The following is a 23,660-nucleotide window of genomic DNA, read 5'->3' as shown; positions in this document are numbered from 1 at the left end:
AAACAAGGTTAAATAATTAAGTTATAGCCTCCCTTCCAAAACCCTTCTTCTTTAGCGCAATATTCCGAACATTTCGACATAAGACTTTTCATATCAATTTGGATAAATTTTTGTCAATACACCTTAGGTTGTCGAATTTATGTATATAATAATGTCCTGATATAATTATAGCTAAAATTCATACTAATTCATAATTCGGATAATTAATCGCGGTCGATTCAAAAATTATATATCAGAATATTACATTAGCAATGTTGCAACTGACATGGATAGAGGATTTGCAGCGAAGATATGAGAATATATGTACTATATACCACTATTTATATCCGCGGCTGATTTTCCTGGTCGATCGCCATTCCACAAATCCGGTCTAACAACCTGTTAAATATATAAAAATTATCTCTTTACATATGAATTTGAAGCTCCAGAAGGAGGGCCTTATGAATATTCTCCTTGTTGATGATTCTCACTTTAGTCGATATTGTGTTGCAAAATCGCTCGCACGGGTAGGGCACAATGTAATTGAATGCGAGAATGGTGAAGATGCGTTAAAACGTTTTTCGGAATGTTATTTTCCATTAGTTTTGACAGATATCATGATGCCCGGCATCACCGGACTGGAATTGCTGAGAAAAATTTCCGCATTACCTGCAGGAAAAGATACTGATGTTGTGTTATTCACTGCAAGTAACCAGGTTGAACTTGCAATCGAGGCGCTCCGGGCGGGCGCTTACGACTATCTGCTAAAGCCCATCAATGAACAGGAACTATCAATTATTATCCAGCGTGTGATTGAGCAGCGGTTGATTTTAAAAGAGCATCGGCAATTAAAAGAACAATTTATTTACGAAGTCGAAGCAGCTACAGAGGAAACACGGCAGGAACTGGAGCGCTTGAAAGAGGTCCTGGCGCATACTTCAGGCACGCATCAAGTAGGATTTTTTTCGCCGATTATGCAAAATCTAGTATTACAGGCACAGAAATATCATACAGATCGCGCTATTCCAGTCCTAATTGAGGGCGAGACAGGGACAGGAAAAGAACTTTTTGCCTCAATGATTCACAACGGCTGTTTATTATCCGGCGAGCCTTTCGTGCCTATTAATTGCGCTGCTATATCCCCTACTCTGTTTGAAAGTGAGCTTTTTGGTTATGAGGCTGGTGCCTATACCGGCGGTTTGACCAAAGGCCAGAAAGGGAAAATAGACTTAGCCCAGGGCGGGACGTTGTTTCTCGATGAGATCGGTGAGATGTCGATGGAATTACAGGCCAAGCTCCTGCGGGTGATCCAGGAGAAAGAATTCTTTCGCGTGGGCGGACTGCAGAGAATTAAGACCGATATCCGGATTATTTGTGCCACAAATGTCGATCTTTATGAGCGATTAAAAAGCGGGACCTTTCGGAAAGATCTTTATTATCGCCTAAAAGTAGGCCATATTTTGATCCCGGCGCTACGCCAACGCCCTGAAGATATTGTTCCGTTAGCAGAACTATTTTTAAAGCAGTTTGCTCAGGATAAAGGAAAAAGGTTTGTTAGGCTGGGAGCAGAAGCTGCTGAACTATTGCTTGCCTATGAATGGCCTGGTAATGTCCGCGAGTTGCGTAACGCTATGGAATGGGTAGTGTTTATGTACGACGATAGAGAAGTAAAACCCTGTCACTTAGGGATTTTGAATTCTCATTTCTCTAGTGATTTCAGTAACGGTTTTGCCCGCATAATAGATCCTCTAAATTTTACTCTGCCGCAAGGGGGGTTTTGTTTAGACGATTATACTGATCGCATTATTGAAAAAGCTCTGGACATGCATAAAGGAAATAAGGCAGAGGCAGCACGAATGCTCGGTATAACCAGAAGGGCGTTTAGCTACCGTCTTGAAAAAGCCAATCCGCGGCTTGCCGACCATGATTAACGTATAGGTAAATCTGGGCTAGCAATAGTGAACCGAAACGTCGATTATGCTTGTTTGTATTTGAACTAATAGTTAATTGTTTTTGTCTTGCTGTAGCGAAAATTGAGTCTTTCAGGGATTTTTTAGAAAAGCATGCCGCTTTGGCATGCTTTTTGCTTATATATTAATTATTATAAAATTACCGGAGGTTCATAAGATGCTGGAATCATGTTTTGATCAGACAGGTTCTTTGAAAGATACTGAATTTAATTTGTTGGCAAATAAGTTCCGCTCTACCATTCAGGCTTATTCTAATAAATATTACTTACCAGGTGGAGATACTGATGATCTCTATCAATGGGGGCTTCTTGGACTGTATAAAGCGGTATTGACCTATCAAAAGAATAGACCCTACAGCTTTGACCTTATTGCAAAAGTAAATATTAGAAATATGATTAAATCCTCGGTAACAATGGCCAACAGAAAAAAGCACTGGGCAATAAATAGTTCGCGGTCGTTCAACTACACGCCACATAATTCAGGCTCGGAGTGCACACAAGAATATATTGACCGGTTATTTGTCCAGAACCGGATACAAGACCCGCTTGAAGTTATCATTAATCAAGAGACTACAACCATGATCGCCAGCTTTATTGATGGGCATTTGTCGCATACTGAACGGAAAGTAATACTATTATATATTAAAGGATATAAGCAGCGGCACATCTCAGACAAACTGGCGTCTGATCCTAAAATCGTAGATAATGCTTTGCAGCGGGCACGAAAAAAACTATTTAATTATTTGAACTCAATAGAAAGAAGGTAAAGTAGCTGCTTAGTAAACGTAAAAAAGCCTGCCTAACGTGAGATGCCGTCAAGCAGACGTTTGAAACCAAGGGGCGGCGGCAAAGATATCAGCCATCATTTGCTGCGCTGTCATACAGATGTCTTGTTCTGTAGGCTTTGGGGGTCATATTCATTTGCTGTACGAAGACACGATTAAAATAAGAAGGATCAGTAAAACCACATTCACCGGAAATGCGATAGGCGGGATAATTGGTCGTTTCTAGCAATTTGCAGGCATACTCAATCTTTAATTTATTTACATAATCTATATAGGTGACCCCTACTTCTTTTTTAAAGATGCGGCTGAAATATTGGGGATTCACAAATACATTGGACGAGACCAGTTGCAGGGGTAATTTTTGTTTAAAGTTATCATGGATGTATTTTATTGATTTTTCAATAAAATACATCTGGTTAGTTTTTGGCTCCATAATTTCTTCGTCGGCTTGTACCTGGCATGCAGCTGCACTAGTCAACAGATCATGGAATACCTGTTTGAAAACAGACGGTTTAATGGGTTTCAGCAAATATTCCTGAACGCGGAGGCGAATTGCTGTTTGCGCATAGGAAAAGTCTGAACAGGCCGATAGGATCATAACACATGCCTGGGGAAGGAATTTCTTTATCTCCTGAAGAGCCTGTAAGCCATCCATTTCCGGAATGAGTATATCCATCACTATAATGTCCGGCCGGTATTTTTTTGCCAGCTTGACAGCCTGAATTCCATTTTCACAAGTGATTATTTTATCTTTAGGAAGAAGCTCTTCAGCCACAATCGATTCGAGAAATTCCAATTCGAGTAATTCATCTTCTACAATTAAAACTACACTCATCGTTATCTCCTCGCATTGGGTTTTGTGGGAATCGAGATGGTGACGGTACTTCCGCTATAGTCTGATTTTGCGATTGTTAACCCGTAATTTTCGCCGAAATATCGTTTCAACCGTTTGTCCGTACTGCGAAAACCTATTCCTAGCTTATTTTCGGATTGCTGAAGACTTTGTAAAACTTCTTTGGGAAAGCCATTCCCATTATCTATGACAGAAATATTGATGTCATTTTTATATTTTTCTGCGTAAATTTTTATCTTGCCCCCGTCCCTTTTAGGGGTAATGCCATGGATAAGGGCATTCTCAACGATGGGCTGTATGATCATATTGGGTATTCTATGGGGCTTTATATGATCTGCAATATCAATGTCATATTCCAGACGATTTTTAAATCTTATTTTCTGAATATAAAGGTATTTCTCGATATTATCCATCTCGGCTCCGATGGTGTGTAACTCATCGTCTTGCTTTAAGTTATACCGCAATAAATCGGAAAGATAGTATATGAGTTCTTCCGTCTTATGGGATTTTTCATAGTAAGCGATACGAGCTATGGTATTTAAGGTATTAAAGAGGAAATGCGGGTTAATCACCAGCGACATATTTTTTGCTTCCAGGTCAATAATCTTTTTTTCCAGCATTTCTTTTTCAATAGATAATCTTGCTATAGCCTTATCAGTGTTATTGATGCTTTCAGAAAAGTCATAGCAAATATTTTGGGCAATATGGTTACAAAGTTGTTCATGAATTTCAATTTTGTTTTCCTCAATGGTTTTTATCGCCGCAATTGATTTGGCAATAAATTCCGGTTCGAGCTTTTTATCTTGTGCCATGGCCATTATATCAATCAGATATTTCTGATATTCACTATCTGGCGAGTAAACCTGCGCGCCAACGACATAGCCTATGGTTTGGTTGTTAATAACGACTGGCAAAAGAATGTTTGCCAGTCCATAACGGCAGATAAATCGGTCTCCCTTACCTGTATTTAATCTGGAAATATAATCTGAGCAGATCCGCGTTTCCCGCTCCTGGCAAATAAGTTTGCAAAAATCGGGAGACGGATTAAATTCAAGCAGAATATCACCGTTGGTATCTATCAGCTGTAAAGAAATATTGGATAAGGCTAAAAGTCCGCTATAGCGAGAATACAGATTGGAATCCATTAAATTTTTTAATGTTTTGTCAGTCTTGTTCATGCTTTTCGCCAATATCCTTTTCTAGGATTGATTCGTTCAATTCATCCAAAGTGCATGAGCGGCAATGCGATTGCAAAATAGTATTATTTTAAAACAAAATAGTACATTTTATTTCATAATACAACACCATTATAGAAATGTAAATAGAATCAAGCCCTCAGCCCAGCCTAACCCCAGGTGTGTGGCCACCACCCAGAAAAGACGCAGGCCAAAACCTCCAAGTGGAGATTTTGACCTGCGTCGTATTATCTAACTGATGATTATGCCTCTTTTTTGGCTGCAGGGAGTATCAGTTCTACGTCACCATGAGGACGCGGAATGACATGAACGGAGATCAGTTCGCCAACTCGCTGAGCAGCAGCAGCACCGGCATCGGTTGCTGCTTTTACAGCACCGACATCGCCTCTTACCATAATAGTTACCAAACCACCGCCGACTAATTCGCGGCCAATCAGATGAACGTTGGCAGCTTTAACCATGGCGTCTGCCGCTTCAATTGCACCTACCAACCCTTTTGTTTCAATTAATCCTAAAGCTTCTGATTTACTCATTTTTGTTTCCTCCTAAAATTTTATTTTATTATCGTTATTTTTGAGGTTGCTGTCAGATTCATAGCATTCGCTTCTTCTGTATCGATATGACATTCAAGAGCCGAGGTATTGTTGGCTCTGATGGCGACATTCGAGTAAGTTCCTCCCCGAAGTCCGCCTATTTGAATGGTTACCTGCTCTCCATCGGCTACACCAAGGTGTTTTGCATCTTCCAGTGTCATATGAATATGCCGCTGCGCAATGATCACGCCTTGGGAAAGAAGGATACTTCCTTTGGTGCCAATGAGCGTGATTCCCGGAGTTCCTTGCAGATCTCCCGACATTTTCACCGGCGCGGTTATGCCAAGCTTGAAACAATCTGCCTGGAGTATTTCTACCTGGGTTTGGCTTCTCGCTGGCCCGAGGATGCGGACTTTTTCAATAGCGCCTTTGGGCCCGGCTATGGTTAGGGTTTCCTTGCAGGCATATTGCTGGGGCTGGGACAAATCCTTGATTTTTGTCAATTGGTATCCCACACCAAACAGGGTGTCCAAATCTGCCTGAGAAAGATGAATATGGCGGTTAGATATTCCCACAGGTATGGAGCTCACGTTGGCTTCCTTGTTAAAATCCCCCCCTTCTCTGATTGCTTCCAGCAGAAGCGCTGCTAAAGCGTCATACTTTCCCACTTAGCTATCACCTCTTTTTTTTCAGTAGCGAAATGACCTCATTCACAACATTCATAATATCATCTTCACTGATGGCACTAGGGCTAGCGCTCTGTGCCCCGCAGGCTGAATAGGCGGGAGTTGTGTTTTCGGTGCAGTCTTTGATTCCATAGGCTACACGTTTGATATTGATCAAGTGCATGGGGGTTACATTATCGGAGGTTGCACTTCCGCCCCAAGTACCGCACCCCAGTGTAAAGGACGGGGAAAGACCGGTACTTGCACCCACACCGCCCTGGCTGGAAGCTGTGTTGACCAAGATCCTGAATACTGGTTTTTCAGCGAATTTTATGGCCATTTCAGGATTTTCCGTATGAATGGAAAGACTGTGACCGACACCGCCATTATTCAAGAGTTTGATGCTCAGATCACAAGCTTCTTCCCAGTCTTTTACGGTATAAAACGCCAGCACGGTAGTCAGCTTTTCATATGACAGGGGATATTCTTCACCCACGCCCTGTTGTTCACCTAACAGGACCTTTGTTCCCGGTGGAATGGCTATTCCGACACTGTCGGCAATGACTGCGGCAGATCTTCCCACCATTTTCGCATTCATGGCATGGCCGCGAACAAACAATTTCTTGGCAACTTGGCTTGTCTCCGCCGGGGTCATGAAGTAACCACCCTGGCGTCTGAACTCTTCCATAACCTGATCACGAATGCATTCTTCAACAATAACCGATTGCTCTGATGCACATATGGTACCATTGTCAAACGTTTTACTGGCAATAATATTTTTGACAGCCTTCGAAATATTGGCAGTTCTTTCTATATAGGCCGGAACGTTGCCCGGACCTACACCCAGTGCCGGTTTACCGGCGCTATAGGCAGCCTTTACCATGGCCGAGCCACCTGTCGCAATAATCAAGGCGACCTCATCACATTTCATCAGTTCGTTAGTTGCATCCATTGAGGGTTTGGAGATACAGCCAATGATATTGGCCGGGGCACCGGCAGCTACTGCAGCATCATTCATCAGTCTGGCTGCTTGCAGCGTGCACTTCAGCGCCGAAGGATGCGGGGAGAACACAATCCCGTTACGGGATTTAATGGCAATAATCGATTTGTATATGGCCGTGGATGTGGGATTGGTTGAGGGAATAATCCCCATGAGCAATCCTACTGGCTCGGCAATTTCCATAATTTTGTTGTCTTTATCTTCTTTGATGACGCCGATGGTCTGCATGGGTTTGATGAATTCATATAGTTCTGTGGAAGCAAAACGATTTTTAAAGATTTTATCTTCAACTTTGCCAAATCCTGTTTCTTCGACTGCCAGTTTTGCCAGAGAAACGGCATTTTCCTCTGCTACCTTCACCATATTCCGGATAATTTTATCAATCTGCTCGCAATTGAACTTTGCAAGTTGAGTTTGTGCCAGTTTGGCCTGACGTGCAAGATTTCTTGTCTCTTGCACAGATTGTAAATCATAATCAAAGTTTTCCAATTAACAATTCCTCCCCCCACTGTCTTTACCTGTTTTTGCAGGTATACAGGTTACTTTTCAGTCCCCTGCTCGTAATATCCCGTAAGTTTCTGGATAAGTAAGTCTTTATTTGCTTTGGATATCACTCTGCTTGCAATGCCAAGTTCTTTGTATTCTCTTGCCAGATTCCTGAGTTTTTCCACAGAAAATGATTTTAGTGTGTTCACGCTTTTTTCAAGGCCGAATTCCTGTACGAGAGCATCCACGCCATCTTTACGGAGCTCTTTCAGCGTTATTTGCGCCGAGTTAGTGCTTTCTTTTGATTTCTCTTGTTGTGGTTCAGGGCTTGGTTGCTCCAGAGCGGGATTTGCCTGTTGAGTGACTATGCTTTCAATCTCATGATGCGGTCTGGGAATTATATGTTGAGCAACCAATGACAAGTGACCCATATTTTTAACCGCTGTCACCCCTGCTTCCACGGCAGCTTTAACAGCTCCCACATCACCGGTTACAATAATTGTTACGAGGCCGCCACCGACAAAGGTTCTCTCGACAAGTTCCACTTGCGCCGTTTTGAGCATGACATCTGCACATTCAATAGCAGGGAGGAGTCCTCGTGTCTCAATTAGGCCAAGAGCCTGCATAAATTACCCTCCTATTGCCCAGCCATAAGATCAGCCCAGTTTGCCGGATAGGTTACATAAAAGAATTTGACATACTCGGATGAACTCCAGGTTACTTTTGTACCTTTGGGTACGAAGAGGACATCACCCTGGTGAGCATGATAAGTCTCACCATCGATGGTGATGGACAGGGTTCCCTCAAGGATAATATCAATCTCTTCATAGCACAATTCCCACTCAAAGCTGGATTTTTCAATTGTCAAAAAGCCTGCGCTCATTTGGGAATCATCTTTACTGACCACTTCACGATAAGCTACGTTATTGCCAGGATCGCCGGTGTCAAAGGTCTCAAGCTTCACTGTCCTGCCGCGCACAATTTTTAGACCACTTTTCGGGTCACCATCTGCACGGAAGGGCGGTTCCAGAGCCGGAGCAGGAACACTTGCCAGGAGTTTGTTAGCCAATACCGCTTTTACAACTTGATAGATCATATCTGGATCAATCTCGGTTTCCCGGCAATCTTGCTTCGGCAGATCACTGTCTTTACCGTTTGGATTTCCTGCGGCAGCTGAGTTTGCTGCAAATTCCACGCCCAGTTCCTTGGCCAGATCCTTGGCTGCCGGTGTAATGATGGTATCGCTGTCTACGCAGAATATTCTTTGTCCCTTTTCTGCCGCTGCTTTTACCGCGTTTGCACAAACAAGTTTTTTCAATATAGCACCTCCTTTTGGTAGAGTGTTGTATCTGATTGTAGGCTTAGAACAGGGTTGTCCACAATTTTTTGGCCGGCGATGGAATGACTTCTACATCGACTAACAGGCCTTTTTCCACAACAATGGCTTTCCCGGCTTCGATACCTGCTTGCACAGCGGCAACATCGCCGGTAAAGGTGAAGTAGGCTTTGCCTCCCAGTCCACTGCCCAAACGTAGTTCCAGAGCCTGTATGTCTGCCGCTTTGAGTGCGGCATCGGCGGCTATAATCATCGATGACAGGGAAAAGGATTCCATGATCCCCAGAGCGCCGGTTCCATCCGGCATGGTTGTAGCTGTGATGGCCGGGAAAACGGCCTGATGAACATTAGCAAGAACAAAGCTATCTACCAGATATTCTCCTGCTGTTTCTACCCCTACGCTGATAGAGCTTTCTACAGCAGAAACGTCTCCATGGACGATGGCGATAAATTTCCCCGGGCAGACAGCTGTTGCGCTGACAACTTCGACGTAGGCCGTTTTAAGCATCAGGTCTGTCGCATAAATTCCTCTTGCAATACTTGTAAGCTCAATCATACCTATTGCCCTATACATACGACCCCACCTTTATCACAATAGAATCACCCGTGCTCTCGATAACAGAACCACTCAGGCTGGAGTGAACTGCCGCGCCAAGACTGTTGTCCGGAATTTTACCAATCAGTTGCCCGGCTTGCACCTGTTCGCCTACGGCGACAACTGGTATAGCCGGCGCGCCGATGTGCTGCCTTAAAGCGACACGAATGGTTTCAGGTCGAAATTCGATCTGAGTCATGGGGGCAGGTTTATCGAAAGCTGTTAAGCCGATTTTGGCAACTAGACGTTTGCTGGGAATCAGGCGATATTCTCTGGCTGACCGCGCCTCAAAATTCAGCTGGGTCGGCTGATATCTAATCCCCTGTTCTGCCAGCTTTTGCTTATATAGAATATTGACAGATTTCGGATGGAGATTAGCCGGGCAGGAGAATAGCTCGCAGGCATTGCATTCACAACACAATTGGGCAATTTGTTGATCTTTCACGTCTGCCAAATTATAGCTCAGGGCCCGCATGACTTTATGTGGCTGCATATTGTGTCCTAAGAGGTAGCGGGGACACAAATCGGTACACATGCGGCATTGTTCACAGGCGGTTTTGCCGATTACTCTTGCTCGATCGACGCTCACGGATTTCTTTCGAATGAGAAAGTGATCTTTTTTAAGCAGTACATAGCCTTTACTTTTCTTGGTGACATACCCGTCCAGGTTGTTCATGACCGAACCCATCATGGGACCGCCGTCGATCACGGCATAGTCATCCACATTATCCACGCCGCATTGTTTGAATACCTCCCGGATGGATATGCCCACAGGAACTTTAAGAGTCATACGGTGAGGTATATCGCCGGCAACGGTGATGTATGTTTCTGTTACAGGGCTCCCGGCTATGGCCTGGGCTATATTCAATGCCGTTTCCGAATTGATGACCACACAGCCCACTTTTAGGGGAATGGATGCTTCCGGAACAATTCTTTGCGTCAGTTCATGCACCAGAACCTGTTCGTCACCAGCAGGATAGATATCCCGGAGTTCCATAACTTCCACATAATTTGAAAGTCCCAGCGCGGTAATTCTTTCCCGCATGAGGACAACGACTTCTTTGTGTTTGCCCTTGATACCAATGACGGCTTTGCGGGCTTCAATATACCTTCCCGCTGCTTCCAGTCCTCTGATGATCTCATCAGGAAACTGCTCCATTAATTGCTGGTCCACCCTGAGCAGGGGTTCGCATTCAGCTCCATTAAGCAATATATACTCGGCTTTGGAAGTTAGTTTGGCGTGAGTTGGAAATCCGGCTCCTCCCGCCCCGATAACCCCTGCCGCTTTGATTACGTCAATCAGATCCAAGCTTTTCCACCTCCAGATTTGTTAAAACGTGCAGTCTTCGTCAATGATTCCTACAATGACGGCATCAATGGGTACATCGTCCCGACCCAGCATTTTGCGGGCCGAGCTGCCACTACAGACAATCACTCGTTCGCCAACACCGGCACTGATTGTGTCGGCAGCAATCATAAGACGACCGGCATCAATACCACCGAGGACTTCCACCAGCATGAATTTCAGCCCGACAAGAGAATCAGCTTTTCTTGTTGACCATATACTATCAATTACTTTTGCTGCGATCATAAAATCTCACCTGTTTTTGATTCTTTCAATTTATACTGTATATCTTTCATAGCTGCTTCCACCGACGCCGTATCTCCGAAAATGGCAATCATGATCAGATTCTGCGGGCAATGCCCTTTAATGTCTTCTACTACTACCCCGGCCGCTTTTTCTGCGATATCAGCAGCAAAAACCATATCAATCAGCCGCCCCTGAACCAATCCCACAGCACCATAGTTCCCAATGGGGATGGTTGAAGCCGAACCTTTTCGCCGAAAGAGAATATCTAAGGTCCCCTGGGAGGGGGATTTTATAATCCGGTACTCCATGTCTAACGTCACTCCTGTCTAAAGGATTTCCTGTGTGCAGTTAAGTGCAATTCCCAAAGGTGTTACAAACATGGGGTTTTGCGGTTTGTAAGTGGGAAGGTTAGTTTGCTTGGTGATAATATCTTCGATTCCATTCAGGCAGCAGGTTCCACCTACTAGATAGATTTCTTTTACTGGATATTCACGTATGTGGCGACTGATAATGGATGAGACTTTTTCAATGACAGGGCGTAATACGGGGATCAATTCCCGATGGTTTTTAAAATCCCGCTTATATTGATCCGCATCGTCAAAACTCATTTTGTAGGCACCGGCAAGGACGAGAGAAAAGTGAGTGCCCCCTGTAGGTTCATCGGCGACATAAATCACTTTGCCATCTTTCAAAATGGCAATGCCCGTAGTGCCGCCACCAATATCAACAATCACACCATCTTGAATCTTAAGTACGGCATTAGCGGCTGTCGGCTCATCCAACACGTTGGTAATTTCAAATCCAGCCCCCTGGACCACATGTTTAATGGCTCCTGAGTCAAGGGAATCGGTTCCCGGGGGAAGCGCCGCGGCTGCATAGATCAGTTCTGCGCCCAGTTTCTGCTCGAGTTCTTGTTTTAACTCTTTAACGATACGAATCGCACCGATATAGTCCACTACCATGCCATCTTTGACAACATGAGCAAAACGATAAGCACCGGCAACAGGCTGATAATTCTCATCAAGGACCGCCAGTACAATATAAGCTGTCCCCAGGTCAACCCCGGTGTAATATACGGAGGATTTAGTCACTATGGGTGCTTCGATGACTTTCTCAAAATCACGAACAAGTTGATCACAATATTGAAAGGCTGAATTTACCGTTTCCATTTCTGTCCTCCCAGACACTTCCACATCATCATGCAGAGTATATTAATGATCAGATTCACCGTATCAATCAGGTCTTGCCGTGAGCAAGCTTGCTTGTCCTCATTCCAATAGGTTTCCAACATGGCTGGCTCGACCTCACGGAGGGAGGCACGTAAGTGATTCAGCAGGGCAATCTCTTTGCCGTTTTCCAAGCGCACATGAAACTCACTGATATCAACATATTTTTCCAGATGTTCGGATCGTTGTTTGATTTCTTCTTCTGACCATCCCCAAAACTGAATAGTGTCTGGGGCTAATTGTTCCCGCTCAGCGTTTCGTACGTTCCGGAAGGCTTTGCCCAGTGCCATAACTTCTTCTGACAGGACAGCATCGCCCGAGCGTATAACTTCTGCCGCAGTGAGGAGAAATAAAGACTCTATCCAGTCCATTCTTCCACGCAATCTCTGGGTACACCATTTTTCCCCTTGCTGTGTCAGCTTCAACTCGCTGGGGTTTGACTTCTTGTCGTCACTACACTGAGCCTGTACCAGCGTAACTCGTCTGTCCACAAGAAATTGGCGGGCGCCTGGTGTAATCTTTGTATCCGGTTCCAGAACATAAGTAGCAAAGGGTTCTGTTTTATATAAATCTCGCAATTCCATTTCGGTGATGAATTTCATTGCCTTACCCCCTTTCCTGAAGTCTCCTTTAGCAAAATCCCCGTCGCTTGCTGAAGCGCAAAATACAAAGAGTATATATATATATGAAGAAACTCATTTCTTTTCAGATGTTTCTTGTTCTCTAACTAAAAAGTTTTTCAAGGCTTCTACGCCTGTATTTGTATTATCTTTTAAAGAAATCCGGAAGTAAGGTTCGGAAATCCCTATTTTTTTTAGCTGCGCTATACATAACTTGTCATTCTCCGGCGCCAAATCAATCATGGTAATCACGCCAATGACGGGACAAGTAAACGATTTGGCAAAACCAGGCGGATAGACTTCAGTGGGTCTGGATTGGTTAATAAGCATGAGCACATGGGATGCGGCTTGTGCTGTCGCAATCAGGTATTTGTACATCGAAGCGTTTTCAATATATGAACCCGGTGTGTCAATGGTGTTTTTCCCATAAATAACATCCTGGGTCTTTTTCAATGGTCTGTTGGCATCATTTAGCACATTAATCAGGGTGGATTTACCAGCTTGGGTTGGCCCGACGACCATAATTCGTTTTTTCATGTCCGGGTAATCTTGGCCGGCGTGAAGCCCAACAGCTTTTCGAAGGTGTCATTAATGGCAATCATGGCTGCTTCGACACTTGCCACATCGCCGGATATGACCAGCGAGCCAGTAAAGCGATCAAGAAACCCGATCTCTACGTCCGATGTCTTTGTAGCAATATCGGCTGCGATAATTGCAGTCTCACTCGGAGTGAAGGTTGAGATTCCAATGGCTCCCCGTTCTTCAACTCCCAGACGTTCATATATGTCCTGTACGGGCGCAGCGATGATGTGAGCCAGCGAGACTTGCTTGCCAGGTACATATTCCTGGATAATACGTTTTTTTTCAAATGCATCGGCTACACTCATAAATCCTCCCGTCCGGCAGATAATGTACCAGGTTTTAATGTCTGATGACTTTGACCTGCAAGTCATAATCTTTTATGAACTCTTCAATCTTAGCTAACTCTTCTTCTTTAAAGCTCAAATCTTCAGTAATGGCGTATTTAATGTCTAATTGCTTGTATTTGTTAATGCCCAGTTTATGATAGGGAAGCAAGTCGATTCCCTGAAAGTTTTTGTAACCTTTAAAGGGTTGGAGAAATTCCATCGTTCTGCGAATGGTCTGTTCACTATCATTCAAACCCCTGACGAGGGGCATCCTGACTTTGACAGTAAAGCCTCGGCGTATGAGCTCTGTTAGGTTATCCAGAATGCGTTCATTGCGCACTCCCGTAAGTTCATAATGCCGATCAGCGTCAATTTGCTTGATATCATACAGAAACAAATCGGTAAACTGGGCTACCATGAGCAGGGAGTCCGGTTTTGCATAGCCACAGGTTTCAATGGCTGTATGGATTCCCATGCGTTTGCATTCCATCAGCAGGTTGGTGGCAAATTCCGGCTGGGCTGTGACTTCGCCTCCCCCAAGAGTCACTCCTCCACCTGAGCTCAGGTAGAAGAGTGCATCTTGTTGGATGATTTCCAGGACTTGAGAGATGGTTTTGTCTGAGCCGGCAATGGACAGTGCCTGTTTAGGACAGAGGGTTTCGCATTTTCGGCAACCCACACAGTCAATCGTTCTGTTTACTTTATGCCTGGGTTTTTCACCGTTGGTTCGCAGCGGCCCATCTTCCTCATCCTGGAAATGATGTATTTGGACGGGACAAACAGGAATACAGTTGCCACAGTCAACGCACAAATCTTCTTTGAACATGACCTGATATTTTCTTTCAAGGCCCTCGGGATTGGAACACCATTTACATCTTAAGGGACAGCCCTTGAAGAAAATTAGGGTTCGTATGCCCGGTCCATCATAGATTGAATATTTTTGGATATTGAAGATTCTCGCTTTCCGTTCTAGGATGTTGCCGTTTTCTGTACTCATCATGTACCGTCCCTTAGAATACCGATTAAAAATCTATTTCTGCCAATGCTTAGGAAGATATTTTTTGAGAAGTCTATTTCCTTCATCATTGATGGAGTAATAAACGACCAATTCACCTTTGTTGTCCAGCACCACATCATTATCATCAATGACAAAGTTGGCTTTCAGATCCATGAGGTGTTCCACAAAGACTTCTTTGGTAAACTGTTTTTCTGTGCCATATTCCGGTTTGAGCGCCTTCATAATTTCATCAACGTTGGTTTTGTCAACAGTGGAAATATAATGAAGCATTCTAAACCGCAGTGGTAATAGTTCAGCCATAATTATGCCTCCCCGCCTTTATTGAAGAATTCCTTCGGATTTATCGCCACAAGCGTAGCGCCAATCAGTACCAGGAAACTTCCAATGGCCAAATTCTTCGTAAGCTCCGCGCTCATGAAGAGAACAGACAGGATAACGCCCCACATGACATAGGTTCCGTTAAGAGCCATACCTTTGGCAACACCGCATTTGCTGTTGGCTGTATACCACGCCAGGTAAGATACCCCTGCCGCCAAGGCAGCAATAGCAAAGGTGCCAATTGCTCCAGGTACTACAACCACTTGGGAAATAACGGCCCAACCACCGACGAAAGGAAGAATGAAGATAGCTATACACAAACCGGAAGTCAGCTCACGGATATTAATGGCAACTTTCGGGTCAATCATGGACATACCGAATACTGCCAGAACGGCTTCAGCACCCCACCCGAAAGCAGCTAATGAGGCAAATAAAAGACCAAGGTAAAAATTATCGCTGGCTGTACCTTCGGGCGGTACATAGGATATGACGAGAGCTCCGATAACAGATAACAGCATGCCGGCCCAAACGCGGGGCAGAATATGCTGTTTAAGGAAAATCCGCGAAAGAATTGCACCAACGACAGGATATAATGCGGTAATTGTTAACGCATAAGCAGGGCCTGCCATCGAAATTCCCAGAAGGTAGCCACAATTGGCCACAGGTCCACCCAGTAAAGCGGCTACGCAAACCATAAGTCCGGGAATAGTTTTAAGACTACGAACGATTTCCTGTAAGCGTCCACCCCAGCCGTTATAGATGAGTAACCATAGACCTGCTAACGTATCATTCATACAAGCGGCGGCCAGTGGCAAGGCATACAAGGCAGCGTCATCTCCCAGGGCAGGTACAAGAGTCAGCGCAATACCCAAGACCACATTGTTTATGCCCCAGGTACCACCGCTGAAAAGGCCGATCAATACACCTTTTCTGTCAAACTGGGCATCCATTTTCCCCTTCATCATCAGAGCTTTTTGATTTCCCGATATGTTCATATAGGCTATGTTCCCCTCCTTATTTTCGGGCTATCTGAAGAACTTGCATTCTTCAGATAGTCCGTTTAACCGCAAGTTTTAAAAATGATCTAACATCGTTCTGCTGATAATTTCATCCTGTACTTCCTTGCACAGCTCTACGAAGTAAGCGCTATAGCCGGCGACACGGATGATCAAGTCCCGGTACTTGTCAGGTTCGAGCTGGGCTTTCTTCAACACTTCATTGTCAACATAGCTGAATTGCATCTGGCCGTTGCCAAGAATGGATGCCGTTCTAAGCAAGGTAATCAGGCCATTTTCGCCTTCCGGCGTTTCCAGTATACCCCGTAATAGTTTGAAATTGTGCACCATCCCAATACCCATGGACTCGACACTCAGCTTGCTGACCGATTTAATGATGGCTGTAGGTCCCAGTTTGTCGGCCCCCTGTGTCGGGCTGATGCCATCTGACAGCGGTGTCCAGGCTAAACGCCCATTAGCTGACGCGCCAGTAATTTCGCCGATCGGCGTGTTATTGGAAATAGACAGGGTGCCATGCGTGAAGTGCGAATAAAGCATCTCAAAGGTGTTGTGAACCCGTTCTGTCCAGACGACGATATCTGAGGCAATTAAATCAGCATAATCATCGTCATTCCCATATTTAGGTGCGTTCAGGCAATCTGTCCGCAGGGTTTCGTAGCCTTCAAAATTCGCAGCCAATGCATCCCTGATTTGTTTTAGCGTATATTTTTTATCCTCAAAAACCAGCTTTTTAATGGCTGCCATGGAGTCAGCATAGGTTCCTAGGCCAGAGAAGATCAGCCCGGGTCCGCTATTGACAAGCGCTCCGCCGTGGGTAACATCGGTACCTTTTTCCATACAACCTTCTACCAACAGGGACATAAGGGGTTTGGGAACAAGATCTCGGTGCACCCGCTGGCTGACAATGGTCCCAATGGCAGATAAGCGGATAATATGCTCGATTTGCTGTTTGCAGGCAGCATCAAATTCTTCATATGTCTTAAAATTGTCAAGATCTCCTGTGTCAAGCCCTTCCATGGTGCCACGCCATTTCATCACGCCACGGTTCAGAACAAACTCTATGGCAATGGGCCATTGGGTATAACCGGTAGATGTCCACTGATAGATTCTGCCTGATTTTTGCGGTTCAACGCACCCCATGAGGCAGTAATCCCGTGAATCTTCAATGCTAAATCCCTTGGCAAGCATCATTTTGATATGAGAATCATCAAAATGGCAGGCGGGGAATCCAAGCCCGGCCTTGACAACATCGACGATTTTCTTCAAATACTTTTGCGGTGATTTGTTATGAATCCGGCAAGCAAGGGACGGTTGATACATCTTGGTAAAACGAACGGCATCCATGATCAGATAAGTCAGATCATTGGTTGCGTCGCCCCCAGTTCGCTTCTGCCCACCGATGGTGCAGTTGATAAACGGTTGGTAGCCGGCGAAATATTTTGCTCCCAGTGCACTGGACAGCCACATAACTTCCGAGCATTTTATAATAAAGCAAGAGAGCAATTCAAAGGCTTCCAGTTTGTTCATCCGGCCAGCTTCCAGGTCAGCCTTGAACATGGGATAAATGTATTGATCCAGTCGTCCAACGGAAATGCCAGTCTGGTTTTCTTCCACCACAAACAGTGATTGCAGTATCCAGATGGACTGGAGTGCTTCATGGAAGGTACGGGGCGGATTGGCCGGTACATAGGTTAAAATATCGGAAATCTTGTAAAGCTCGTGCTTACGGGCGGAGTCATCTTCTCTGTCGGCCAGTTCTCTTGCATAATCAGCAAGCCGTTTGGCATACGCCAAAATACCGTCACAAGTCTCGATTTCCGCTTTATAGAAGTAAATCTTGTCCATGTCCTCTGGATTTTCCATGGACAATTTGCTCAGCCTGTCGATAGCTTCCTGTCTTGCGCCATTAATGCCTTTTTTAATGAGTATGACATCATAACCCGGACAGGTATCGCCACCACCATTAACCTGATGATAGGAAAGATCACTGACAAAGGATTCGCCCGAAAAGGACCATACGCCCGCTTCTTCATATTGCTGCTGACAAATTTCATCCAGGCTCCGGCCTTCCCAGTAAGGGAAAATCTCTTCCCGTAAAATCCGCTTGTCTTCTTCACTGATTTCAAAGGGATCCTGTTGTCTAGTTGACATGGTATCCAGTTCATCCCGGATCCATCTCCAGGCAATATCCGGGGATACAGCACCAGCTCTCGCTTTCCCGCAGGGATGTCCAACAATCAGTTCATCTTTTTGGATCACCAGGGGAGCTGTCTCACAGGCTTTGCGGAAGCACTTGGCCCGGAGAAGAATCTTGGGTAAGCCAGCATTTTCTTTGGTCACTTGCGTGAAAGCCCTGGCACGATAGGTACTGACACTGGGCTTGGCCTTTAAATAAGCAGCTTTCAGTCGTTCCAGGCGCGGTGTTAATCCTGTGATTTCGCCTTCAAACGCAGGTGATTTTGTCGGACTATACGCTGCTGGACTGTTTACAGCACTGTTTGCGGCCAGTTCCTTGGAAATTCCCTGAAACAGCTTCATGATGGCCGCTGTTTCTTCCGGGGACAAGTTCCTGGTTGCATCCGCAAATTTGTTCGAAAACTCTTGAATATTCAACTTTTTTTGTCCTCCCTCTTACTTAATTCAGCAGGATGTTACTGATATATTAAAATGATTTTTGGAAAATACCGATCAGATCTTCTCTGGACGGCTGCCTGGGATTGGTGGGGGTGCACCGGTCATGGAGGGCCAGCTCAACCATATTTCCCACCTCAGTCTCAAACATGCTTTTGTCGATTCCCAACTCGCGAATGCTATTGGGAATACCCAGAGATTTTTTCAAATCCTTGACGGCCTGCATGAAATTTATTGCTCCTTCCCGGTACGTCCGGGCAGGCAATTGCACCACAGCAGCCAGTTTCGCATATTTTTCCGCTATGTCTCTACTGGCAGTGTTGTTCAAATGTGCGTTATATTCAATCACCGCGCTCACCAGCAGCGCATTGGCTCGCCCGTGAGAGATGTGAAAAGTTCCGCCCAAAGCATGCGCCAGGCTATGATTGATCCCCAGACCGGCATTTGTAAATGCCATGCCAGCGATACAGGATGCATTTTGAATGCGTTCTCTCGCGCAAGCATTGCTGACATCGTTGTATAAGTTCTTCAGATTCTCAAAAATTAATTGAACTGCCTTCTCGGCAAGCGCATCCGTGCAAGGGGTTGCCGCAGTAGAAACATAAGCCTCAATGGCATGCACCAGCGCATCTATACCCGTATCTGCCACCACCTGCTGAGGAACATGCTGGATACAAGTAGAATCAAGTATGGCTATATCCGGAGCTATCCAATCATCTACAATGACCACTTTTTGTCCTTCTGCAGTAATAACCGAGAAATTGGTTACTTCCGAGCCTGTACCACTGGTGGAAGGAATAGCAATAAACAGCGGTTTCTTGAATTCCTCCCCGGCGGCTTTTCTGAACTGCCACAAAGAATATAAAATCCCCTTGGCAGCATCAATCACAGAGCCCCCGCCCAAAGCCACAATAGTATCGGCCTGGGTTTCCAGGTATTTCTTCATGCCTTGGGCAATGACTTTCACATCCGGATCAGGACGTACATCCGTAAAAACAACCGACTTTATCCCTGTTTCATTCAAATAGTCTATGGTTTTTTGAAGATATCCCAACTTCTCCATAACCGAATCAGAAACGATAAACGCACAAGACCCATTGATTTCTTTAAGAAATTCCATGGATCCCTCATTAAAATAAATCTTGGGCTTAATGACAAATTTTCTCATTACCGCCGTCACCTCAAATCTTCTCCACCATAAGCTGCTTAAGTAACTTTTCCAGCAACTCATTCAAATCTTGCTTACTTTCAAGGGAACGCTGATTGGCAAAAGAGCAGGGTTCACTCTTTATATCCCCCAGCTGCCGCACGCCATAGCCGACTTTTCGGATATTGATCAAGTTCAGCGGTGTGACATTATCAGAAGTAACCCCGCCGCCTGCTGCGCCGCACCCCAGCGTCAATGCCGGGAAGAGATTAGTGGTCGCTCCTATCCCCCCTAATGAGGCGGGAGTATTCACCAGCACTCTTGATACCGGTTTTTTCAGGGCAAATTCCCTAATCACCTTCTCATTGGTGGAGTGAATGACCAGGGTATGTCCCCGTCCCTCATTTACCAGTAATTCTATGCATTTTTCACAAGCATTCAGCCAGTCCTTTTCCACATAAAATGCCAGAACCGGGCAAAGTTTTTCTCTTGAATACGGATTGGCGGCAGACACATATTTTTGTTCTGATATCAATACCTGCGTATCTTCCGGAACACATATGCCACTTTGCCGTGCCAGCTCTATCGCCGATTTGCCGACAATTTCCGGATTTAACCTGCCATCAGGACGGAAAAAGTTTTTGCTGAGCTGCTGAGATTCCTGATCTGACAGGAAATAAGCACCATTTCTTCTGAGCTCTTGCCTTACTTCATCGGCGATACAGTCCTCAGCAACAATGGATTGCTCCGAGGCTGAGACGATACCATTATCGAAAGTTCTGCTGGCAATAATATCTGCTACGGCCTTTTTTATGTCGGCTGAACGCTCAATAAAGGCAGGTCCATTACCCGGACCACCATAAATAGTCGGTTTTCCGGAGGTATACGCCGCCCTGACCAGCTTGGGCACACCTGTAACCAGAATAAGCGCTGTGTCTTTGTGATTCATCAACGCGACTGTACCGTCAACAGCCAGCGTTCGCAAGTATCCGATGGCGCCAGAGGGCAATCCACTTTCTGCTGCCGCTCGTATCAATATATCAAGCACCCTGCCAATCGTTTTCCTGGCCTTAGGATGAGGCGAGAAAACAATAGCATTGCCAGATTTTATGGCAATCAGGGCTTTATAGATTGTAGTGGATGCAGGGTTGGTCGAAGGAGGCAAAGCGATAATCACTCCGACAGGCACGCCAATATCCATGGTCTTGTTTTCTTTGTCTTCACTAATAATACCGACAACTTTCATATCCCTGATTTTCTTATAGAGAAAATCACTGGCAAAAACATTTTTGACAAACTTGTCCTGCCATTTACCAAATCCTGTTTCCTCGCAGGACATAATGGCCAGTTCTCTGGCATATTTATGCACTGCTTCAGCCATATGCCGGACAATTTTATCCAATTTTTCTTGAGGGAAAGTTGCCAGCAGCTTTTGCGCCTCACGGGCGTTTTCCACAAGAATCCGAGCCTCCTGGACAGAGAGCAAATCATTGTCAATTCTATTCATCTCTCACCCACGCCCCCTTTCCACTCGCAGAATCAAAAGTTACAAGTCGTTATTTACCAGTCGATAACATATTTAGCAATAATCTTTTGTACTTCCTCATGCGGCCTGGCAATGACATTGGAGCTATAGACCTTACCTACTTTGCTGGCTGCTTCAATGCCAGCCTCTACAGCCGCTTTGACCGCGCCTACGTCGCCACGAACCACAACGGAAATCAGGCCGGAAGCCACATTTTCATAACCGACCAATTCCACGTCCGCAGCCTTGCACATGGCATCCGCAGCCTCTAGCACTGAAACCAGGCTATACGTCTCGATGAACCCTAAAGCATCATTTTTGTACACACGGATTCCCCTTTCTCCAACACTCAATGTTCATTGCGCATCAATGTCATGTCGCGAAACAATCTTTCCTACCCGCCTGATGGGGCGCGGCATAACATGGGAGGCTGTCAGCTCGCCAATAGCTGCTGCTGCTGCTGCACCAGTTTCTACAGCTGACCGCACGGCTGCCACATCGCCTTTAATCATGACCGTGACAAGCCCGGAACCCATATTTTCATACGAAACAATCGTAACGTCAGCCGTTTTACACATGACATCCGCCGCCTCAATTGCCGGAACCATGCCTCTTGTTTCAATAAGCCCCAAGGCCTCTTCTCCAACGTATTCCATCAAAGCAACTCCTTTTTATAGATTTAAAATTCCAAAAAATCATTACTTTATCTTGGTCTTACCGATTGATAATTTATTTTATTTAGTAATCTTATAATATCGCATGCCAAACAGATTTTTTTGAAAAATCAATATATAAAATTAGCACTATTATATCTTAGTGAAATTCAGTTATTGTACTAAAGCGATTTTCTTGTAAAATCGTGATGAAAATCGCAAAAACAACTGATAAAACCGCAGGTTTTTTTATTGCATAATTCATTTCGAGCCTATTTTCGCCACTCCAAGAAGCGAAAATAGGTTGATACTAAGTGGCAAAAATTTTTCCATAAAAATAGCACAATATTGTCCAATTATATAAATTTTATACAATTTAATCAGAGCTGGATTAGACTTGCGCTGCAGCAGCTCAGCTTTGGCACAGAAAAGACTAGGCCTCTGCCCAGTCCTTCAGGACGCCGGCAGAAGCCTAGTCTTTTTCATATAGCATCAGTACTGTATCTATTCCGTCAATTGCAACAAAACTATACTAGCCGAAATTCATCGGCAACCCCCAATAATCAGTCTCCATGCATTGATTTTGTTAACTTTTTTTGCTATAGTAAATTATCAATAATCCAAAAATCCAAGTTTGATATACTTGGTGGAGCTATATATGACAATGGAAGAATTAGTACAACAAAAGCTGCGCCATGTTTTTCGCGATGAAAGCATTGTCTTTGACAAATCCCGCTTTGCCGGTGGACTTACCAATTACAACTACATCATGGACATTAAGGGCACCGAATATGTCATCAGGCAACCTGGTGGCATGACAGAACAGATTATTGATCGAAAAATGGAAAGGGTCAATAATAATATAGCCTCAGAGTTCGGCATAAACTCTGATTGCATCTACTATGATGAAGACAGCGGCATCAAAATAAGCTTATACATAAAAAATAGCCAAAACATGGCTCATGCCGATCCTGGCTCCCACAAAAATCTGAAGTCGGTTTCCAGCTTGATGAAAAAAATTCACTCTTCTCCAAAGCATTTTTCAAACCGCTTCGATTGGCAATTGGAGCTGTTTAAATACGAACAGATTATCGAACAGCTAAACGGCGACTTATTCTTTGATTACACACCCCTAAAAGATCAATTAGTCACTTTTGTCCAAGAAAACATCAAAAATACAATCCTTGCGCCATGTCACAATGACACAGTGCCTGAAAATTTTATCATCGACGGTACTGGTAAAACCTATCTTATTGACTGGGAATATTCCGGAATGAATGATCCCTGTTGGGATGTCGCAGCCTACATTCTTGAATCAAAACTATCCGCAGAAGCTATCCACTATTTAACTCAGGACTACTTCGGCCGGCCAGTGACCCCGATGGAAGAGCTAAAAATAAAAAGCTTTATGATGGCACAAGATTTACTCTGGACCGCTTGGGCATTAATCAGACATTACAATGGCGACGACTTTCTTGAATACTGTGGTATCAGATATGAACGCTTCCGAAAAAATATCAAACTAATGACCAAATCCCCCCATTGTCCCATTGCCAGCATGGTTATGAGTTAGTTAAAATCACAACCGCGTCTCAAGATGCGTGAAGCTT

26 protein-coding genes are annotated in these 23,660 nt (G+C 44.7%); 3 read left to right on the top strand and 23 right to left on the bottom strand.

The genetic code is table 11. The features are described from left to right. Positions 1–440: 440 nt before the first annotated feature. Both B9A22_RS09925 and B9A22_RS09920 read left to right on the top strand, forming a co-directional pair. Positions 441–1,910 (top strand): sigma-54-dependent transcriptional regulator, encoded by a 1,470-nt coding sequence (locus B9A22_RS09925; RefSeq protein WP_084575578.1) that lies wholly within the window; start codon positions 441–443, stop codon positions 1,908–1,910. Positions 1,911–2,106: 196 nt separating this feature from the next. Beyond that, positions 2,107–2,715 carry a sigma-70 family RNA polymerase sigma factor gene (locus B9A22_RS09920; RefSeq protein WP_176215475.1) on the top strand — a complete coding sequence of 203 codons (609 nt, stop codon included), beginning with the start codon at positions 2,107–2,109 and terminating at the stop codon, positions 2,713–2,715. A gap of 88 nt (positions 2,716–2,803) precedes the next feature. Here B9A22_RS09920 and B9A22_RS09915 read toward each other — a convergent pair whose 3' ends face one another. The 23 genes from B9A22_RS09915 to B9A22_RS09805 form a co-directional block, all read right to left on the bottom strand. Beyond that, complete coding sequence (locus B9A22_RS09915) at positions 2,804–3,568, bottom strand: response regulator transcription factor (protein ID WP_084575576.1); 765 nt, start codon at positions 3,566–3,568, stop codon at positions 2,804–2,806. Positions 3,569–3,570: 2 nt separating this feature from the next. Beyond that, positions 3,571–4,764: a histidine kinase gene (locus B9A22_RS09910; RefSeq protein ID WP_084575575.1), complete on the bottom strand. Its 1,194-nt coding sequence runs from the start codon at positions 4,762–4,764 to the stop codon at positions 3,571–3,573. A 260-nt stretch (positions 4,765–5,024) separates the two neighbouring features. Beyond that, positions 5,025–5,315 carry an ethanolamine utilization microcompartment protein EutM gene (eutM, locus tag B9A22_RS09905; RefSeq protein ID WP_084575574.1) on the bottom strand — a complete coding sequence of 97 codons (291 nt, stop codon included), beginning with the start codon at positions 5,313–5,315 and terminating at the stop codon, positions 5,025–5,027. Between the two features lie 20 nt (positions 5,316–5,335). Beyond that, complete coding sequence (locus tag B9A22_RS09900) at positions 5,336–5,983, bottom strand: phosphate propanoyltransferase (RefSeq protein ID WP_084575573.1); 648 nt, start codon at positions 5,981–5,983, stop codon at positions 5,336–5,338. A 7-nt stretch (positions 5,984–5,990) separates the two neighbouring features. After that, entirely contained in the window at positions 5,991–7,469 is a 1,479-nt protein-coding gene (locus B9A22_RS09895) for an acetaldehyde dehydrogenase (acetylating) (protein ID WP_084575572.1), read from the bottom strand. 50 nt (positions 7,470–7,519) lie between these two features. After that, positions 7,520–8,092 carry a BMC domain-containing protein gene (locus B9A22_RS26560; protein WP_084575571.1) on the bottom strand — a complete coding sequence of 191 codons (573 nt, stop codon included), beginning with the start codon at positions 8,090–8,092 and terminating at the stop codon, positions 7,520–7,522. 11 nt (positions 8,093–8,103) lie between these two features. Continuing rightward, entirely contained in the window at positions 8,104–8,784 is a 681-nt protein-coding gene (locus tag B9A22_RS09885) for a cupin domain-containing protein (RefSeq protein ID WP_084575570.1), read from the bottom strand. Positions 8,785–8,827: 43 nt separating this feature from the next. Then, the gene (locus B9A22_RS09880; protein WP_084575569.1) at positions 8,828–9,376 is read right to left on the bottom strand and encodes a BMC domain-containing protein; all 549 of its coding nucleotides are present in this window, start codon (positions 9,374–9,376) and stop codon (positions 8,828–8,830) included. Then, positions 9,369–10,706: a 4Fe-4S dicluster domain-containing protein gene (locus B9A22_RS09875; protein ID WP_084575568.1), complete on the bottom strand. Its 1,338-nt coding sequence runs from the start codon at positions 10,704–10,706 to the stop codon at positions 9,369–9,371. Before B9A22_RS09875 ends, B9A22_RS09880 begins: the two co-directional genes overlap by 8 nt. Positions 10,707–10,727: 21 nt before the next feature. Next, positions 10,728–10,988: a EutN/CcmL family microcompartment protein gene (locus B9A22_RS09870; RefSeq protein ID WP_084575567.1), complete on the bottom strand. Its 261-nt coding sequence runs from the start codon at positions 10,986–10,988 to the stop codon at positions 10,728–10,730. Next, the gene (locus tag B9A22_RS09865) at positions 10,985–11,296 is read right to left on the bottom strand and encodes a BMC domain-containing protein (protein WP_084575566.1); all 312 of its coding nucleotides are present in this window, start codon (positions 11,294–11,296) and stop codon (positions 10,985–10,987) included. The genes B9A22_RS09870 and B9A22_RS09865 overlap by 4 nt, the downstream gene beginning before the upstream one ends. 18 nt (positions 11,297–11,314) lie before the next feature. Then, on the bottom strand, positions 11,315–12,157 hold the full coding sequence (gene eutJ, locus B9A22_RS09860; RefSeq protein ID WP_084575565.1) for an ethanolamine utilization protein EutJ: 843 nt from the start codon (positions 12,155–12,157) through the stop codon (positions 11,315–11,317). Continuing rightward, complete coding sequence (locus B9A22_RS09855; RefSeq protein ID WP_084575564.1) at positions 12,145–12,816, bottom strand: cobalamin adenosyltransferase; 672 nt, start codon at positions 12,814–12,816, stop codon at positions 12,145–12,147. Before B9A22_RS09855 ends, eutJ begins: the two co-directional genes overlap by 13 nt. Positions 12,817–12,909: 93 nt before the next feature. Beyond that, the gene (locus B9A22_RS09850) at positions 12,910–13,371 is read right to left on the bottom strand and encodes a EutP/PduV family microcompartment system protein (RefSeq protein ID WP_084575563.1); all 462 of its coding nucleotides are present in this window, start codon (positions 13,369–13,371) and stop codon (positions 12,910–12,912) included. After that, positions 13,368–13,721: an ethanolamine utilization microcompartment protein EutS gene (eutS, locus tag B9A22_RS09845; protein WP_084575562.1), complete on the bottom strand. Its 354-nt coding sequence runs from the start codon at positions 13,719–13,721 to the stop codon at positions 13,368–13,370. The genes B9A22_RS09850 and eutS overlap by 4 nt, the downstream gene beginning before the upstream one ends. A 34-nt stretch (positions 13,722–13,755) precedes the next feature. Beyond that, a complete protein-coding gene (gene cutD / locus B9A22_RS09840) occupies positions 13,756–14,739 on the bottom strand; it encodes a choline TMA-lyase-activating enzyme (RefSeq protein ID WP_084575718.1) in 984 nt (327 codons plus the stop codon). 33 nt (positions 14,740–14,772) lie between these two features. Further along, positions 14,773–15,060 carry a hypothetical protein gene (locus tag B9A22_RS09835; RefSeq protein ID WP_084575561.1) on the bottom strand — a complete coding sequence of 96 codons (288 nt, stop codon included), beginning with the start codon at positions 15,058–15,060 and terminating at the stop codon, positions 14,773–14,775. Between the two features lie 2 nt (positions 15,061–15,062). Then, entirely contained in the window at positions 15,063–16,073 is a 1,011-nt protein-coding gene (locus B9A22_RS09830) for a DMT family transporter (protein WP_084575560.1), read from the bottom strand. Positions 16,074–16,151: 78 nt separating this feature from the next. Next, entirely contained in the window at positions 16,152–18,707 is a 2,556-nt protein-coding gene (gene cutC, locus B9A22_RS09825; RefSeq protein ID WP_084575559.1) for a choline trimethylamine-lyase, read from the bottom strand. Positions 18,708–18,756: 49 nt separating this feature from the next. Further along, a complete protein-coding gene (locus tag B9A22_RS09820; protein WP_084575717.1) occupies positions 18,757–19,893 on the bottom strand; it encodes a 1-propanol dehydrogenase PduQ in 1,137 nt (378 codons plus the stop codon). 13 nt (positions 19,894–19,906) lie between these two features. Further along, complete coding sequence (locus B9A22_RS09815; protein ID WP_084575558.1) at positions 19,907–21,379, bottom strand: acetaldehyde dehydrogenase (acetylating); 1,473 nt, start codon at positions 21,377–21,379, stop codon at positions 19,907–19,909. A 53-nt stretch (positions 21,380–21,432) separates the two neighbouring features. Continuing rightward, positions 21,433–21,723: a BMC domain-containing protein gene (locus B9A22_RS09810; protein ID WP_084575557.1), complete on the bottom strand. Its 291-nt coding sequence runs from the start codon at positions 21,721–21,723 to the stop codon at positions 21,433–21,435. A gap of 30 nt (positions 21,724–21,753) precedes the next feature. Beyond that, positions 21,754–22,053, bottom strand: coding sequence for a BMC domain-containing protein (locus tag B9A22_RS09805; protein ID WP_084575556.1), 300 nt, complete (start codon positions 22,051–22,053; stop codon positions 21,754–21,756). 655 nt (positions 22,054–22,708) lie between these two features. On the opposite strand from B9A22_RS09805, the gene B9A22_RS09800 reads away from it, so the two are divergent. Next, positions 22,709–23,623: a phosphotransferase gene (locus B9A22_RS09800; RefSeq protein WP_084575555.1), complete on the top strand. Its 915-nt coding sequence runs from the start codon at positions 22,709–22,711 to the stop codon at positions 23,621–23,623. Positions 23,624–23,660: the final 37 nt, after the last annotated feature.

It is taken from the genome of Sporomusa malonica, assembly GCF_900176355.1.
In the GTDB taxonomy this organism is placed as follows: Bacteria; Bacillota; Negativicutes; order Sporomusales; family Sporomusaceae; genus Sporomusa; species Sporomusa malonica.
Note: the sequence above shows the minus strand (reverse complement) of the source record. Positions and strands in the feature narration are given on the sequence as shown.

Excerpts from the sequence above, each read along its gene's own strand:
- B9A22_RS09925 (WP_084575578.1), top strand. The coding sequence starts at position 441 with ATGAATATTCTCCTTGTTGATGATTCTCACTTTAGTCGATATTGTGTT.
- B9A22_RS09920 (WP_176215475.1), top strand. The coding sequence starts at position 2,107 with ATGCTGGAATCATGTTTTGATCAGACAGGTTCTTTGAAAGATACTGAA.
- B9A22_RS09915 (WP_084575576.1), bottom strand. The coding sequence starts at position 3,568 with ATGAGTGTAGTTTTAATTGTAGAAGATGAATTACTCGAATTGGAATTT.
- B9A22_RS09910 (WP_084575575.1), bottom strand. The coding sequence starts at position 4,764 with ATGAACAAGACTGACAAAACATTAAAAAATTTAATGGATTCCAATCTG.
- eutM (WP_084575574.1), bottom strand. The coding sequence starts at position 5,315 with ATGAGTAAATCAGAAGCTTTAGGATTAATTGAAACAAAAGGGTTGGTA.
- B9A22_RS26560 (WP_084575571.1), bottom strand. The coding sequence starts at position 8,092 with ATGCAGGCTCTTGGCCTAATTGAGACACGAGGACTCCTCCCTGCTATT.
- B9A22_RS09880 (WP_084575569.1), bottom strand. The coding sequence starts at position 9,376 with ATGTATAGGGCAATAGGTATGATTGAGCTTACAAGTATTGCAAGAGGA.
- B9A22_RS09870 (WP_084575567.1), bottom strand. The coding sequence starts at position 10,988 with ATGATCGCAGCAAAAGTAATTGATAGTATATGGTCAACAAGAAAAGCT.
- B9A22_RS09865 (WP_084575566.1), bottom strand. The coding sequence starts at position 11,296 with ATGGAGTACCGGATTATAAAATCCCCCTCCCAGGGGACCTTAGATATT.
- eutJ (WP_084575565.1), bottom strand. The coding sequence starts at position 12,157 with ATGGAAACGGTAAATTCAGCCTTTCAATATTGTGATCAACTTGTTCGT.
- B9A22_RS09855 (WP_084575564.1), bottom strand. The coding sequence starts at position 12,816 with ATGAAATTCATCACCGAAATGGAATTGCGAGATTTATATAAAACAGAA.
- B9A22_RS09850 (WP_084575563.1), bottom strand. The coding sequence starts at position 13,371 with ATGAAAAAACGAATTATGGTCGTCGGGCCAACCCAAGCTGGTAAATCC.
- eutS (WP_084575562.1), bottom strand. The coding sequence starts at position 13,721 with ATGAGTGTAGCCGATGCATTTGAAAAAAAACGTATTATCCAGGAATAT.
- cutD (WP_084575718.1), bottom strand. The coding sequence starts at position 14,739 with ATGAGTACAGAAAACGGCAACATCCTAGAACGGAAAGCGAGAATCTTC.
- B9A22_RS09835 (WP_084575561.1), bottom strand. The coding sequence starts at position 15,060 with ATGGCTGAACTATTACCACTGCGGTTTAGAATGCTTCATTATATTTCC.
- B9A22_RS09830 (WP_084575560.1), bottom strand. The coding sequence starts at position 16,073 with ATGAACATATCGGGAAATCAAAAAGCTCTGATGATGAAGGGGAAAATG.
- B9A22_RS09820 (WP_084575717.1), bottom strand. The coding sequence starts at position 19,893 with ATGAGAAAATTTGTCATTAAGCCCAAGATTTATTTTAATGAGGGATCC.
- B9A22_RS09815 (WP_084575558.1), bottom strand. The coding sequence starts at position 21,379 with ATGAATAGAATTGACAATGATTTGCTCTCTGTCCAGGAGGCTCGGATT.
- B9A22_RS09805 (WP_084575556.1), bottom strand. The coding sequence starts at position 22,053 with ATGGAATACGTTGGAGAAGAGGCCTTGGGGCTTATTGAAACAAGAGGC.
- B9A22_RS09800 (WP_084575555.1), top strand. The coding sequence starts at position 22,709 with ATGACAATGGAAGAATTAGTACAACAAAAGCTGCGCCATGTTTTTCGC.